The sequence below is a fragment of the Dyella sp. KRB-257 genome (assembly GCF_049445995.1).
In the GTDB taxonomy this organism is placed as follows: Bacteria; Pseudomonadota; Gammaproteobacteria; order Xanthomonadales; family Rhodanobacteraceae; genus Dyella_A.
On sequence record NZ_JBMSDZ010000004.1, the window covers coordinates 167,545 to 181,408 of the forward strand.

Annotated in this window: 14 protein-coding genes; all 14 read left to right on the top strand. The window is 70.1% G+C overall.

Annotation, left to right across the window (positions count from 1 at the left end; translation table 11 throughout):
* Position 1: 1 nt before the first annotated feature.
* The 14 genes from fliF to motB all read left to right on the top strand — a co-directional run bounded on the left by fliF (position 2) and on the right by motB (position 13,857).
* Positions 2-1,708 (top strand): flagellar basal-body MS-ring/collar protein FliF, encoded by a 1,707-nt coding sequence (gene fliF, locus ACO2Q2_RS04620; protein ID WP_423254602.1) that lies wholly within the window; start codon positions 2-4, stop codon positions 1,706-1,708.
* Positions 1,701-2,705 (top strand): flagellar motor switch protein FliG, encoded by a 1,005-nt coding sequence (gene fliG / locus ACO2Q2_RS04625; protein ID WP_423254603.1) that lies wholly within the window; start codon positions 1,701-1,703, stop codon positions 2,703-2,705. The genes fliF and fliG overlap by 8 nt, the downstream gene beginning before the upstream one ends.
* The gene (locus ACO2Q2_RS04630; protein WP_423254604.1) at positions 2,705-3,343 is read left to right on the top strand and encodes a FliH/SctL family protein; all 639 of its coding nucleotides are present in this window, start codon (positions 2,705-2,707) and stop codon (positions 3,341-3,343) included. Before fliG ends, ACO2Q2_RS04630 begins: the two co-directional genes overlap by 1 nt.
* Positions 3,340-3,774: a hypothetical protein gene (locus ACO2Q2_RS04635; RefSeq protein WP_423254605.1), complete on the top strand. Its 435-nt coding sequence runs from the start codon at positions 3,340-3,342 to the stop codon at positions 3,772-3,774. The genes ACO2Q2_RS04630 and ACO2Q2_RS04635 overlap by 4 nt, the downstream gene beginning before the upstream one ends.
* Positions 3,771-5,135, top strand: coding sequence for a flagellar protein export ATPase FliI (fliI, locus tag ACO2Q2_RS04640; protein ID WP_423254606.1), 1,365 nt, complete (start codon positions 3,771-3,773; stop codon positions 5,133-5,135). Before ACO2Q2_RS04635 ends, fliI begins: the two co-directional genes overlap by 4 nt.
* Entirely contained in the window at positions 5,132-5,575 is a 444-nt protein-coding gene (fliJ, locus tag ACO2Q2_RS04645) for a flagellar export protein FliJ (RefSeq protein WP_423254607.1), read from the top strand. Before fliI ends, fliJ begins: the two co-directional genes overlap by 4 nt.
* 71 nt (positions 5,576-5,646) lie before the next feature.
* Positions 5,647-6,837, top strand: coding sequence for a flagellar hook-length control protein FliK (locus ACO2Q2_RS04650; protein WP_423254608.1), 1,191 nt, complete (start codon positions 5,647-5,649; stop codon positions 6,835-6,837).
* A gap of 27 nt (positions 6,838-6,864) precedes the next feature.
* Entirely contained in the window at positions 6,865-7,041 is a 177-nt protein-coding gene (locus tag ACO2Q2_RS04655) for a hypothetical protein (protein ID WP_423254609.1), read from the top strand.
* Positions 7,042-7,069: 28 nt separating this feature from the next.
* Positions 7,070-8,212: a tRNA guanosine(34) transglycosylase Tgt gene (tgt, locus tag ACO2Q2_RS04660; RefSeq protein ID WP_423254610.1), complete on the top strand. Its 1,143-nt coding sequence runs from the start codon at positions 7,070-7,072 to the stop codon at positions 8,210-8,212.
* Positions 8,213-8,505: 293 nt separating this feature from the next.
* On the top strand, positions 8,506-8,835 hold the full coding sequence (yajC, locus tag ACO2Q2_RS04665) for a preprotein translocase subunit YajC (RefSeq protein ID WP_423254611.1): 330 nt from the start codon (positions 8,506-8,508) through the stop codon (positions 8,833-8,835).
* 83 nt (positions 8,836-8,918) lie between these two features.
* Positions 8,919-10,799: a protein translocase subunit SecD gene (gene secD, locus ACO2Q2_RS04670; RefSeq protein ID WP_423254612.1), complete on the top strand. Its 1,881-nt coding sequence runs from the start codon at positions 8,919-8,921 to the stop codon at positions 10,797-10,799.
* Positions 10,800-10,896: 97 nt separating this feature from the next.
* Entirely contained in the window at positions 10,897-11,868 is a 972-nt protein-coding gene (secF, locus tag ACO2Q2_RS04675) for a protein translocase subunit SecF (protein ID WP_423254613.1), read from the top strand.
* Between the two features lie 145 nt (positions 11,869-12,013).
* On the top strand, positions 12,014-12,883 hold the full coding sequence (gene motA / locus ACO2Q2_RS04680; protein ID WP_423254614.1) for a flagellar motor stator protein MotA: 870 nt from the start codon (positions 12,014-12,016) through the stop codon (positions 12,881-12,883).
* A complete protein-coding gene (motB, locus tag ACO2Q2_RS04685) occupies positions 12,880-13,857 on the top strand; it encodes a flagellar motor protein MotB (protein ID WP_423254615.1) in 978 nt (325 codons plus the stop codon). The genes motA and motB overlap by 4 nt, the downstream gene beginning before the upstream one ends.
* The last annotated feature ends 7 nt before the right edge of the window (positions 13,858-13,864 follow it).

The following is a 13,864-nucleotide window of genomic DNA, read 5'->3' on the forward strand; positions in this document are numbered from 1 at the left end:
CATGGCAGACGGCGGCATGACCCCCTCGGAACCGAAGGCCGACAGCGAGCGCCCCGGCGCGCGCCTCGACCTGCGCGACATCGCGCGCAGCCCGGCCTCGCGGCAACTGATGCTGCTGGTGGGTGTGGCGCTGGCGGTGGCGATGGGCGTGGCGGTGGTGCTGTGGTCGCGCGGCCCCAACTTCGGCATGTTGTACGCCGGGCTCGACCAGAAGGACGCCGCCGCGATCACCCAGGCGCTGCAGGCGAGCAACACGCCCTACACGCTGGCCGGCGACGGCACCACCATCATGGCGCCGCAGGCCGACCTGGCCGCGATCCGCCTGCGCCTGGCCGGGCAGGGCCTGCCACAGGGCAGCGCCAACAGCAGCATGCTGCCGGCGGCCGACTCGCCGTTCGGCATGAGCGACATGGCCGAGCGCGCGCGCTACCGGCAGATGCTGGAGACCGACCTGGGCAACACCATCGGGGCGCTGCAGTCGGTGCGTTCGGCGCGCGTGCACCTGGCGCTGCCCAAGCCGTCGGCCTTCATCCGCGACAACCGCCAGGCCAGCGCCTCGGTGCTGGTCACGCTGTTCCCCGGTCGCCAGCTCGACGCCAGCCAGGTGGCGGCGATCGTGCATCTGGTGTCGTCCAGCGTGCCCGAGCTCGACGCCCGGCAGGTGTCGGTGGTCGACCAGCAGGGTCAGCTGCTCACCGGCGACGCACCGGACGACGCGGCCGCCGTGGGCGACACCCGCCTGCGCCTGGCCACGCGCATCGAGAACACCTACGCCCAGCGCATCGAGGAACTGCTCACGCCGCTGGTCGGTGCCGGCAAGGTGCGCGCGCAGGTGTATGCCGATCTGGATTTCAGCCAGACCGAGAAGGCCACCGAAACCTACGACCACGATCACCCCGCGCTGCGCAGCGAGCAGACCAGCTCCGAGCAGCGCATCGATGGCGCCGCCGGCAACGGCGCCGTGCCCGGCGCGCTGAGCAACCAGCCGCCGAACACCGTGGCCCAGCCCACCGCGGCCAATCCGCAGGCCGGCGCGGCACCGAACGCCGCCGCCGGCGCCAGTGCGGCCACCACGACCACCGCCACGCCCAGCGACACCACCTCCAGCGCCACCCGCAACTACGAGCTGGACCGCACCATCAGCCACGTCAGCGATCCGGCCGGGCGGCTGGCGCGGATCAGCGTGGCGGTGGTGGTCGACAACAAGCTCGTCGGCAGCGGCAAGGACGCCAAGAGCGTGCCGTTCACCCCGCAGGAGCTCGAGCACCTCACCGAGCTGGCCAAGAACGCGGTGGGCTTCAACGCCGCGCGCGGCGACACGGTGAGCGTGGTGAACCAGCCGTTCCACCACGACGCGGTGGGCACCGACGCCGATGCGCCCGCCGCGCCGTTCTGGCAGCGCCCCGGCATGCTCGACCTGATCAAGCAGGGCGGCGGCATCCTGGTGGCGCTGCTGGTGGCCTTCGGCCTGCTGCGCCCGTTGCTCAAGGGACTGGCCGCCGGCCCGGCGCGCGCTGCCGCGGCGGCGCTGCCCTCGCCGATGCCGAAAGTTTCCGTGCGCGTGGACGATATCCCGGAGGACGAGCCGGCCCGCATCGGGCAGGCGATTGCCTACGAGCAGAAGATCAACATGGCCAGGCGTCTGGTGAGCGAAAACCCCAAGCAGGTCGCGCAGGTCGTGCGCAACTGGGTGGGCGACCATGGCTGAGCAGGTGTCCGAGGGCGCGCGCAACGCCGCGATCCTGCTGCTCACGCTGGGCGAACAGGACGCCGCCGAGGTGCTCAAGCACCTGTCCGCCCGCGACGTGCAGGCGGTGGGCTCGGCGATGGCCGGCCTCACCAGCGTCACCCGCGACCAGGTGGAGCAGGTGCTGCATCGTCTGAACGAGGACGTCGGCCGGCAGACTGCGCTGGGCGTCGGCACCGAGGAGTACATCCGCAAGATCCTCACCAACGCGCTGGGCGAGAGCAAGGCCGGTGGCCTGATCGACCGCATCCTGCTCGGCCGCTCCAGCAAGGGGCTGGAGTCGCTCAAGTGGATGGAGAGCCGCGCGATCGCCGAGCTGATCAACCAGGAGCACCCGCAGATCGTCGCGCTGGTGCTGGCGCATCTCGAACCGGACCAGGCCGCCGAAGTGCTCGGCTACCTGCCGCCGCGCGTGCGCTCCGACGCGGTGATGCGCATCGCCACGCTGGACGGCGTGCAACCGCACGCGCTGAACGAGCTGGACGAAATCATGGAGCGCCAGTTCTCCGGTAACTCCACCAAGCTCAAGTCCGCCAACGTGGGCGGGCTGAAGGCGGCCGCGGACATCCTCAACGCGATGGAGACCAGCCGCGAGGCCGAGCTGATGGCGGCCATCCGCAGCCAGGATGCCAGCCTCGGCGGCAAGATCGAGGAGCTGATGTTCGTCTTCGACGACCTCGCCGGGCTGGACGACCGCAGCATGCAGACCCTGCTGCGCGAGGTGCCCTCCCCGCGCCTCACCGTGGCGCTCAAGGGCGCCGAGCCGGCGATGCGCGAAAAGATCTTCGCCAACATGTCCAAGCGCGCCGCCGACATGCTGCGCGACGACCTCGAAGTGGCCGGCCCGGTGCGCGTGAGCGAAGTCGATGCCGCACAGAAGGAAGTGCTGATGATCGCGCGCCGGCTGGCCGATGCCGGCCAGCTCACCCTGGCCGGCGGCGGAGATGACTTCGTCTGATGGCCGCGCAGATCAGCCGCGATGCGTTTGCCGGCGCCGCGCGCTGGGAGCTGCCGCAGGTGCGCGACGCCGCGCGCAGCGAAGCGGTCGACGAACTGCCCGGACCGCCCACCGTGGCCGAGCTGGAAGCGCTGCAGCGCCAGGCGCGCGACGAGGGTTACGCGGCCGGTCGCGCCGAGGGCCTGGCCGACGCCGCGGGCGAGCGCCGGGCCGTGGTGGCGCGGCTCGAGGCGCTGCTGGAATCGGCCGCGTGCCCACTGGCCGCGCTGGACGACGCCACCGAACAGGAGCTGGCGCGCCTGGCGGTGGTGATCGCCCGCCGCGTGCTGGCGCATGAACTGGCCACCGCGCCCGAACTGATCGTGCAGGCGGTGCAGCAGGCCGCCCGCGCGCTGCCCTCGGCGACGCGCGCACTGCGCGTGCGCGTGCACCCGGACGACCTGGCCCTGCTGCGCGAGCACGCGGTGGCCGAAGAACACTGGCAGTTGCTGCCCGATCCCGCGCTGGCCCGCGGCGACTGCCTGCTGGAAAGCGAACGCTCGCGCCTGGACGCCCGCGTGGACACGCGGCTGGCCGCCGTGGTCGATGCGGTGCTCGGCATGGACGAAGACGATGGCGGCGAGGAGATCACCGCATGAGCGGCCACGCCGCCAGCGCCTGCGTGATCGACTTGGCCGCGCATCCGGCACTGCGTTCGCGCGCGCGCCGGGTCGACGAGGCTGCGGCGCCGTGCGTCGCTCCATCGCTCCGTGATGAGGCCGGCAATCCACGCATCGCCGCACGCATCGCACGGCGTCGGGCGCGTGCGATGCCTGTGACGCGGGAGGTGCGCGTGATGCGCTTCCGTCCCTGGCTTCCCCTGTTCCGGCTATGGCGCCGCTGGCGCCTCGGCCTGCCCCTTTCGCGCCTCTGGTGTGCACCCGCGAAGCTGTCCTCCCCGCCTTCCTTCCCCGGCGGCGCGGTGTGGCAGTACCAGCGATCCCCCCGTCCCGCGGGCGCACACCGGCGGCGCGATCTTTCTGCCGTCACCACCCGCCGCCCGTCGCGCGGCCAGGCGCTGGCGCGATGAGCGCCGATCCGCTGGCGCTGCGCAGTGAGCGCTGGCGCGAGCAGCTCGCGCGCCGCGGCCGCCGCGCCGAGGCGGCGCATCCGCTCACCGTGGAAGGCCGACTGCGCCGCGTGGTCGGCCTCACGCTGGAAGCCGAGGGCTGCGAGGCGGCGCTGGGTTCGCGCTGCCTGGTCGAGGCCGCCGACGGCGGGCAGCTGGACACCGAAGTGGTCGGCTTCGCCGACGAACGCCTGCTGCTGATGCCGGTGGGCGAGATGCATGGCGTGCTGCCGAACGCCCGCGTGCGCCCCTGCGCCCGCGCCGATGGCCTGCCGGTGGGGCAGGGCCTGCTGGGTCGGGTGATCGGCGCCGACGGCCTGCCGCTGGATGGACTCGGCCCGCTGGATTCCGACGAGCACGCCGCACTCAAGCGCGAGCCGATCAACCCGATGGCGCGCAAGCCGATCGACACCCCGCTGGACACCGGCGTGCGTGCGATCAACGCGCTGCTCACCGTGGGCCGCGGCCAGCGCCTGGGCCTGTTCGCCGGCTCCGGCGTGGGCAAGTCGACCCTGCTCGGCATGATGACCCGTTACACCGACGCCGACGTGGTGGTGGTCGGCCTGATCGGCGAGCGCGGCCGCGAGGTGAAGGAGTTCGTCGAGCACACGCTGGGCGAGGAAGGCCGTCGCCGCGCGGTGATCGTTGCCGCACCGGCCGACGCGCCGCCGCTCAAGCGCCTGCGCGGCGCGCAGTACGCCACCGCGATCGCCGAGTGGTTCCGCGACCGCGGCCTGCGCGTGCTGCTGCTGATGGATTCGCTCACCCGCTACGCCCAGGCGCAGCGCGAGATCGCGCTGGCGATCGGCGAGCCGCCGGCGACCAAGGGCTACCCGCCGTCGGTGTTCGCGATGCTGCCGGCGCTGGTGGAGCGTGCCGGCAACGACGCGCAGGGGCGCGGCTCGATCACCGCGTTCTACACCGTGCTCACCGAGGGCGACGACTACCGCCACGATCCGATCGCCGACGCCGCGCGCGCCATCCTCGACGGCCACATCGTGCTCGCGCGCGACCTGGCCGAGGCCGGCCACTACCCGGCCATCGACATCGAGGCGTCGATCAGCCGCGTGATGCCGGCGGTGGTCACGCGCGACCATCTGCGCGCGGCGCAGCGCTTTCGCCAGATCTATTCGGCGTACCGCCAGCAGCGCGACCTGATCGCGGTGGGCGCGTACCAGAAAGGCTCCGATCCGCAGGTGGACCACGCCATCGCGATGTGGCCGCGCCTGCGCGCGTTCCTGCAGCAGGAGGTGGACGAGCCGATGACGCTGGCCCAGGGCATCGACGCATTGCGTACGCTCACCGGCGAAGGCGACGCATGAGTTCGCGCGCCGACCGCCTGCAGCCGGCCGTCGACCAGGCGCACAAGCGCCGCGACGAGGCCATGCAGAAGCTCGCCGAGCAGCAGCAGCGCGTGGCGCGCGCCGAGCACCAGCTCGGCGAGCTCAGGCGCTACCGCCAGGATTACGCCGAGGGGCAGGGCGACGGCATGAGCGTCAGCGCCCTGCTCAACCGGCAGCAGTTCATCGAGCGCATCGACCGCGCCATCGAGCAGCAGCAGCTCGACGTGCAGCGCCAGCAACGCCAGCTCGACCAGGCACGCGGCCACTGGCGCGATGCCCATGCACGCGAACAGGCGCTGGGCAGCGTGGTCGGCAACTACCGCGAGCTGGAGCGCAAGGCGGAAGACCGTCGCGAGCAGTCCGACGTGGACGAGCGCATGCAGCGCCGCCGCCCGCCCGGCCCGGGCCACGGCCGCTGATTCCGCCTGGCGCGAACCTTGCTGTAACTACCGCACAACCCACCGGTCGACGATTTTCCGACGAGGTTCCCATGCCCGCCACCGCCGTTCTTCCCGCGACCCCGACCCTCGTCCCCACCGCACCCGCACCCGCCGAGCCGCGCGGGCCGACCGACGCCGGACGTGCCTTCGACAGTCATCTGGATGCGGCGCGCCAGCAGCACGCCGATGACACCCGTGCCGACACCACCCCCGATCGCGGCAGCGCGCAGCAGCCCGCCAGCCGGGACGCGCGCACCGAACACTCACGCCCGGATGCCGGCAGCGATGCGACGGCATCGGCAAGCACCTCGCTCGTCGACACCGCGACCGTCGCAGTGCCCGTGCCGAACGCGGCTGCGCAGGCCGACCCGTCTGCGTCGGCCGTCGATGCCTCGGCAAAGAGCAAGGCGGACGCACCCGCGCCCGACGCGATCTCGGTGGCCAGCGCCATGCTGGCGCTGCTCGGCCAGGTGCTGCCGGCCAACGCTTCCGTCGCCGCCGGCGACGCGGCGAAGGCGATGACCGCCAGCGTGCTCAAGGCCCCGTCGGGACAGCCGGCCACGGCACTGCCGACGGCCGCCATGGCCGACGCGTTCGCCACGCTCACGGACGCCGCCGCCGGCCACGGCGCGGCGACCGTGGTGCCGTCGGGCAAGACCACGACCGCCGGTGCCGCGGCGCTGGCCGACCTGTTCGCCGCCGGCGCCAGCAAGGCCGCGATGCACAAGGGCGCGGACGACCCGGGCATGCAGGAACTCGCCACGCTGCTCGGCGCCGCGCCGCAGGCCACCGCCAACACCGGCGTCATGCCGCCGCACGCGCTGCACATCGCCAGCCCGGCCGGCAGCCCCGCGTTCGCGCAGGAGCTGGGCCAGCAGGTGGCGTGGCTCGGCAACCAGGACATCAAGCAGGCGAAGATCCGCCTGCACCCGGAAGAACTCGGCCAGGTCGACGTGAGCGTGCGCATGCAGCACGGCGGGCAGGTCGACGTGACCTTCGCCGCCCAGCATCCCGCCGCTGTGCACGCGCTGCAGCAGACCTTGCCGCAGCTGGACGCGCTGCTGGCGCAGCACGGGCTGTCGCTGGGCCAGGCGCAGGTGGGCCAGCAGTCGGCCGGTGGCGACGGGTCGCGCAACGGCCATTCGTCGTTCGGCAGCGACGGCGTCGACACCGGTGGCGACGAACCGATCGCCGCGCCGGTCACGGTGAGTGCGCTGGGCCTGCTCGATACCTTCGCCTGAGAGGCGGCCGGGATCAAGCCGTATCCGATGCAGGACCCGCGCCACTTCCTGATCTTCGCCCGCGTGTGGCGGGTGCATGTCGACGATGCGGTGCCGGCCGACGTGCGCCACGTCGATCCCGGCAAGCCCGACCGCGTCGGGCGGCCGAGCGGGCCGTGGCATGCCACCACGCGCGACCGCTTCGGCATGACGCGGCCGTCCTGATCCGGCGCCGGCGGCTACAATCCGCCGGATGACTTCCATGACGTTCGATCTCACCGCCACCGACGGCGCGGCCCGGCGCGGGCAGCTCACGTTCGGCCGCGGCACGGTGCAGACGCCGGCCTTCATGCCGGTGGGCACCTACGGCTCGGTGAAGGCGATGACGCCGCGCGACATCGTCGACGTCGGTGCCGAGATCATCCTGGGCAACACCTTCCATCTGTTCCTGCGGCCGGGGCTGGAGATCGTCGAGCAGTTCGGCGGGCTGCACAGGTTCATCGGCTGGAACAGGCCGATCCTCACCGACTCGGGCGGCTTCCAGGTGTTCTCGCTGGCGCACAAGCGCAGGCTGGCCGAGGAGGGCGTGACCTTCGCCTCGCCGGTGGATGGCTCCAAGGTGTTCCTGTCGCCCGAAGTGTCGATGAAGATCCAGACCGTGCTGGACTCGGACATCGCGATGATCTTCGACGAGTGCACGCCTTATCTGATCGACGGTGTTCCGGCCACCGGGAAGGCCGCCAGCGATTCGATGGAGCTCAGCCTGCGCTGGGCCGAGCGGTCGCGTCAGGCGTTCGATGAACTGAAGAACCCCAACAACCTGTTCGGCATCGTGCAGGGCGGCGTGTACGAGCCGCTGCGCCGGCGCTCGGCCGAAGGGTTGGTGAACATCGGCTTCGACGGCTACGCGGTCGGCGGCCTCGCCGTGGGCGAGCCGGAAGCCGAACGCAACCGCACGCTGGACTTCACCGTCCCGCTGCTGCCGGCGGACAAGCCGCGCTACCTGATGGGCGTGGGCCGGCCGGAGGACATCGTCGAGGCGGTGCGCCGCGGCATCGACATGTTCGACTGCGTGATGCCGACGCGCAACGCGCGCAACGGCTTCCTGTTCGTGCCCGAGGGCACGCTGCGCATCCGCAACGCCAGGTTCGCCATGGACACGCGGGTGATCGAGGAAGGCTGCGACTGCCACGCCTGCGCCAACGGCTTCAGCCGCGCCTACCTGCGGCATCTGGACCGCTGCAACGAGATCCTCGCCAGCCAGCTCGCCACCATGCACAACCTGCGGCACTACCAGCGCCTGATGGCGGGCCTGCGCGGGGCGATCGCAGCCGGCACGCTGGACGATTTCACCGCGCGCTTCCACGCGCTGCGGCAGGGAGCGCCGACGGCATAGGCGCCGCACCCGCCCGGTACGGGCGCACCCCTCGATCGAGTCGAGGGCAGGCTCTGTGCGTGAAGGTTCCGATCCCGCCCGGTAGGAGCGCACCCTGTGCGCGAACGCTCTTGCTCCTGATCGACATCAAAGCCAGACATCAAAACCAAGAGCATTCGCGCACAGGGTGCGCTCCTACAGTTGCGGCACGCCGGTGCCAGTGCAGGGCGGGGGAGCGCATGGCATAATTCGCAATCTTTTATCAGGCGTTCGGCAGAAAATGCTGCCGGGGCCGCAACTTGCGAGAAGAAACGATGAGTTTTTCGATGAGCACCGTGATCGCCCAGGCCGCCGCGCCGACCGCCACCAACCCGATCATCACCTTCCTGCCGCTGATCGGCCTGTTCGTGGTGTTCTATTTCCTGATGATCCGCCCGCAGATGAAGCGCCAGAAGGAGCACCGCACCATGCTCGCCGCGCTGTCCCGGGGCGACGAGGTGGTCACCAGCGGCGGCATCGCCGGCCGCGTGGAAGAGGTCGGCGAGAGCTTCCTCACCGTCGAGATCGCGCCGAACGTGAAGGTGCGCGTGCAGAAGGGCTCCATCTCGCAGGTGTTGCCCAAGGGCTCGCTGAAGTCCGTTTGATACCCACGGCGCGCCCTGGCGGCGCGCCGTTTTCGCTGTGACGCCATGCCGCCCCACGGGCGCGGCTTCGATGGATGCAAGGCATGAGTGATTTCCCCCGCTGGAAATACGCGCTGGTCGCGATCGTATTGCTGTTCGGCATCGTGTATGCGCTGCCCAACGCCTTCCCGCCGGTGCCGGCGGTGCAGGTGCAGGCCAGCCACGCCGCGCCGCTGGACGCCACCGTGCAGCAGAAAGTGGCCGATGCACTGAAGCGGCAGAACATCGCCTACACCGGGCTGGCGATCGACGGCGACCACCTGGTGGCCAACTTCGCCAACGCCGACGTGCAGGCCAAGGCCTCGGACGTGATCAAGGCGGCGCTGGGCGACAACTACACCGTGGCGCTGAATCTTGCGCCCACCGTGCCGGGCTGGCTGCGCGCGATCCACGCCAAGTCGATGCCGCTGGGCCTGGACCTGCAGGGCGGCGTGCACTTCCTGATGGCGGTGGACCAGGACAGCGTGATCGACAAGCAGGAGGAGCGCTACGCGGACGACATCCGCAGCCTGCTGCGCCAGAAAAACATCCGCTACGACTCGGTGGTGCGTGCCGCCAGCCGCGGCCAGGGCATCCACATCGCGCTGCGCTCGGATGCCGACCGCAATGCGGCGGCCACGGCGATCGCCAACGAGTACCCCGACCTCAACGTCCGCAACGGCGACAGCACCGGCGACCGCTTCATGCTCAACGCCGCGGTCAAGCCGCAGAAGCTGCGCCAGCTGGCGCTCGATGCGATCAAGCAGAACGTGGGCACGCTGCGCAACCGCGTCAACGCACTGGGCGTGTCCGAGCCGGTGATCCAGCAGCAGGGCGAGAACCAGATCGTGGTCGAGCTGGCCGGCATGCAGAACCCGGCCGAGGCGAAGAAGGTGATCGGCGCCGTGGCCACGCTGGAATACCGCCCGGGCATCGGCTATCCCGGTGATGCGCAGGCCGCCGAAGCGGCTCGCACCGGCAACGTTCCACCGAACGCACGGCTTTATCGCGAGCGCGGCACCAACCGTCCGGTGCTGGTCAGCAAGCAGATCATCGTCAGCGGCGACCAGCTCGCCGATGCGTCGTCCGGTAGCGACCAGCGGTCCGGCACGCCGACGGTGAACGTCACGCTGACCGCGGCCGGCGCCAGGAAGATGCTGGATTTCACCACCAACAATGTCGGCAAGCCGATGGCGGTGGTCTATGTGGAGCGCGTCACCGATACCAAGGTGGTCGACGGCAAGGAAGTACGCACGCCGCGCATCACCGAAGAGGTGATCAGCGACGCGCGTATCGACGGCGTGTTCGGCAAAAACTTCCAGACCACCGGCCTGGGCTCGCCGAAGGAAGCCTCCGAGCTGGCGCTGCTGCTCAAGGGCGGTTCGCTGGCCGCGCCGGTGGACATCGTCTCCGAGGAGGCGCTGAGCCCCAGCCTGGGCCAGGACAACATCGACAAGGGTTTCAAGGCGGTGCTGCTGGGCCTGGCGCTGGTGCTGGTGGCCGCGGCGATCTACTACAAGCTGTTCGGCCTGGTGGCGGACATCGCGCTGTTCTTCAACCTGGTGATCCTGCTGGCGGTGATGTCGCTGATCGGCGTGACGCTGACCATGCCGGGCATCGCCGGCATCGTGCTGACGCTGGGCATGGCGATCGACGCCAACGTGCTGATCTGCGAACGCATCCGCGAGGAGCTGCGCAACGGTTCCACCCCGCACGCCTCGATCCGCGCCGGTTACGAGAAGGCCTGGGCGACCATCCTGGACGCCAACGTCACCCACCTGATCGCGGCACTGGCGCTGACCACGATGGGTTCCGGCCCGATCCGCGGCTTCGGCATCACCCTGCTGATCGGCATCCTGACCTCGATGTTCACCTCGGTGACGGTGACGCACGCGATCACCGCGCTGATCCACGGCCACCGCAAGCTCAAGACGCTGTCGGTGTAGTTGTTGTGCCACCGGCGGCCCCGTGGGCTGCCGGCGACTCGCGCGGTTCGCCGTGCGACCGGCCATCCATGGCCGGAATCCCCCGAAGGAATGTTTCATGGAAATCTTCAACCACAACGCCAACGTCAACTTCCTGGGCATGCGCAAGTACAGCATCGGCCTGGCCGTGCTGCTGATGCTCGCCTCGGTCGCGCTGATTGCCACCAAGGGGCTGAACTACGCGCTGGACTTCACCGGCGGCATCTCGGTGGAAGTGAGCTACCCGCAGCCCACCGACGTGAGCCAGGTGCGCGCCGCGCTGCAGAAGCACGGCTTCGAGAACCCGCTGGTGCAGAGCCTGGGCGGCTCGCGGCAGATGTCGATCCGCCTGCAGGCGAAGGAAGACACCTCCGATGCCGCGGCCAAGGGCACCGGCGGTTCGACCGCCGCCGACAAGGTGGCCAACGACGTGCTCGCCGCACTGAAGGCCGAGCAGCCCGGCGTGGCGATGACCAGCCACAGCTTCGTCACCTCCGCGGTGGGCGACGAGGTGAAGAGCGACGGCTCCATCGCCGCGATCTTCGTGATCATCGGCATCGGCCTGTACCTGTGGATCCGCTTCGAGCGCCGCTTCGCGATCGCCGCGCTGGTCACCGAGGTGCACGACGTGCTGGTGACGCTGGGCGTGATCGCGCTGGTGCAGCGCGAGTTCGACCTCACCGTGCTGGCCTCGGTGCTGGCGGTGATCGGCTACTCGATCAACGACAAGGTGGTGGTGTTCGACCGCATCCGCGAGCTGTTCCGCCTCGCCCGCAAGGCCGAGCCGGAGGAGATCCTCAACCGCTCGATCAACACCACGCTGTCGCGCACCATCATCACCTCGCTGTTCACCGGCATCACCATGGCCGCGCTGTACTTCATCGGCGGTCCGGCGGTGGAGGGCTTCGCGGTGACGATGCTGATCGGCATCGTGGTCGGCACGCTCTCGTCGATCTTCGTGGCCAGCCCGATCCTGCTGTGGCTGGGCGTGTCGAAGAAGGACCTGATGCCGGTCACCAGGGAGAACCCCGAGCTGGCGCGGCGTCCCTAATCCGGGCCGCATCGTCACGATCATGAACCCGGCTCCGGCCGGGTTTTTTGTCGCCCGATGCGCGTCGCGCACTCAACTTTCGGCCGGCCGCGCCGATAGGCCCCGTGTTGCAGAAACCGATTTCTCACGCGAGGCGCCCCACCCCATGATGGCCATCATCGGTACGCTCGTCGTTCTTGTCTGCGTGACGGGCGGCTACCTGTTGTCCCACGGCCACCTGCTGGCGCTGTGGCAGCCCTACGAGCTGCTGATCATCGGCGGCGGCGCGCTGGGCGCCTTCCTGATCGCCAACCCGGCCAGCATCGTGAAGCAGTCCTTCATGGGGGCGCTGGGTCTGGTCAAGGGGCCGACCTACAAGCAGCAGGATTACATCGACCTGCTGTCGCTGCTCTACGACATCTTCAGCGTGGCGCGCAAGGAAGGTCTGCTCGGCCTCGAACAGCACATCGAGGAGCCGCACAACAGCTCGATCTTCACGGCCTACCCGCGGCTGGTGCGCGAGCACCACCTGATCGAATTCCTCACCGACTGTCTGCGCCTGATGGTCAGCGGCAGCATGAACGCGCACGAGCTGGAGCCGCTGCTCGACTTCGAGCTGGAAACCCACCATCGCGAGGCCGAGGCGCCCGCGCTGGCGGTGGCCAAGGTGGCCGACGCGCTGCCCGGTTTCGGCATCGTCGCGGCGGTGCTGGGCATCGTCACCACCATGTCGCAGCTCACCGGGGACACCTCGCGGATCGGCGAGCACATCGCCGGCGCGCTGGTCGGTACCTTCCTGGGCATCCTGCTGTGCTACGGCTTCATCGGGCCGCTGGCCTCGGCGATGGAGAACCGCGTGCAGGAGGATTCGCGCGCCTTCGAGTGCGTCAAGGTGGCGCTGATCGCCAACCTGCGCGGCTACAACCCCAAGGTGGCGGTGGAGTTCGCGCGCAAGTCGCTGTCGGCGCAGGCGCGCCCGAGCTTCGGCGACTTCGAGACCCACCTCAAGGAGAGCCATGCGGGAGCGGGCCGGTGAGCGACGGCGACAATGCCGAACCGGTCATCGTCGTCCGGCGCATCAAGCGCGTCACCGGGCACCGTCATCACGGCGGCGCGTGGAAGGTGGCCTATGCCGACTTCGTCACCGCGATGATGGCGTTCTTCCTGGTGATGTGGTTGATCGGCGTGGGCACGCGCGAACAGAAGGCGGCGATCTCCGAATACTTCAGGAACCCCAGTGCCGATCCCGGCACGGCCACCGTCGCACCGCCGGGCAGGATGGGGCCGGGCGGCGCGAGCGACAGCGCGATCCAGCTCGGCGGCGCCATGGACCTGCCGCGCGGCAAGGGCGACGATCGCCGCAACGCGCCGCCGGCCGCGTCGAAAGAGGCGATCGAGAAGCAGGCGCGTGCGCAGGAAAAGGCGCGGCTGGAGGAGCTGATGAAGCAGCTCAATGCCGCCATCCAGAGCAGTCAGGCGCTGGCGCCGTTCAAGGACCAGTTGCTGCTGGACATCACCTCCGAAGGCCTGCGCATCCAGATCGTCGACAAGCAGAACCGGCCGATGTTCGACACCGGCAGCGCGCGGCTGAAGGACTACACCGTCAACATCCTTCACGAGCTGTCCGGCTTCATCAACCGCGTGCCCAACCCGATCAGCATTTCCGGCCACACCGACGACGCGCCGTATTCCAGCGATCGCAGCTACGGCAACTGGGAGCTTTCCGCCGACCGCGCCAATGCCGCGCGCCGTGCGCTGCTGGACGGCGGCCTGCAGGACAGCAAGATCGCCCGCGTGGTCGGCCTGGCCGCGTCGGTGCCATTCGACAAGAACCATCCGAGCGCGGCGATCAACCGGCGCATCAGCATCGTGGTGATGACCCAGCAGGCCGCCGATGCCGCCAAGTCACCGGAGCTGGGCAGCAAGCTGCCGCCGCTGCCGCCGCCGATCCGCTCGACCGGTGCGGATGCGGCGGCAGTCGTCGCCGGCGCGCCGAACAAGGCAATCTGAGCCATGG

Coding starts and splice junctions, on each gene's coding strand:
- fliF (WP_423254602.1), top strand. CDS start 2: ATGGCAGACGGCGGCATGACCCCCTCGGAACCGAAGGCCGACAGCGAG.
- fliG (WP_423254603.1), top strand. CDS start 1,701: ATGGCTGAGCAGGTGTCCGAGGGCGCGCGCAACGCCGCGATCCTGCTG.
- ACO2Q2_RS04630 (WP_423254604.1), top strand. CDS start 2,705: ATGGCCGCGCAGATCAGCCGCGATGCGTTTGCCGGCGCCGCGCGCTGG.
- ACO2Q2_RS04635 (WP_423254605.1), top strand. CDS start 3,340: ATGAGCGGCCACGCCGCCAGCGCCTGCGTGATCGACTTGGCCGCGCAT.
- fliI (WP_423254606.1), top strand. CDS start 3,771: ATGAGCGCCGATCCGCTGGCGCTGCGCAGTGAGCGCTGGCGCGAGCAG.
- fliJ (WP_423254607.1), top strand. CDS start 5,132: ATGAGTTCGCGCGCCGACCGCCTGCAGCCGGCCGTCGACCAGGCGCAC.
- ACO2Q2_RS04650 (WP_423254608.1), top strand. CDS start 5,647: ATGCCCGCCACCGCCGTTCTTCCCGCGACCCCGACCCTCGTCCCCACC.
- ACO2Q2_RS04655 (WP_423254609.1), top strand. CDS start 6,865: ATGCAGGACCCGCGCCACTTCCTGATCTTCGCCCGCGTGTGGCGGGTG.
- tgt (WP_423254610.1), top strand. CDS start 7,070: ATGACTTCCATGACGTTCGATCTCACCGCCACCGACGGCGCGGCCCGG.
- yajC (WP_423254611.1), top strand. CDS start 8,506: ATGAGTTTTTCGATGAGCACCGTGATCGCCCAGGCCGCCGCGCCGACC.
- secD (WP_423254612.1), top strand. CDS start 8,919: ATGAGTGATTTCCCCCGCTGGAAATACGCGCTGGTCGCGATCGTATTG.
- secF (WP_423254613.1), top strand. CDS start 10,897: ATGGAAATCTTCAACCACAACGCCAACGTCAACTTCCTGGGCATGCGC.
- motA (WP_423254614.1), top strand. CDS start 12,014: ATGATGGCCATCATCGGTACGCTCGTCGTTCTTGTCTGCGTGACGGGC.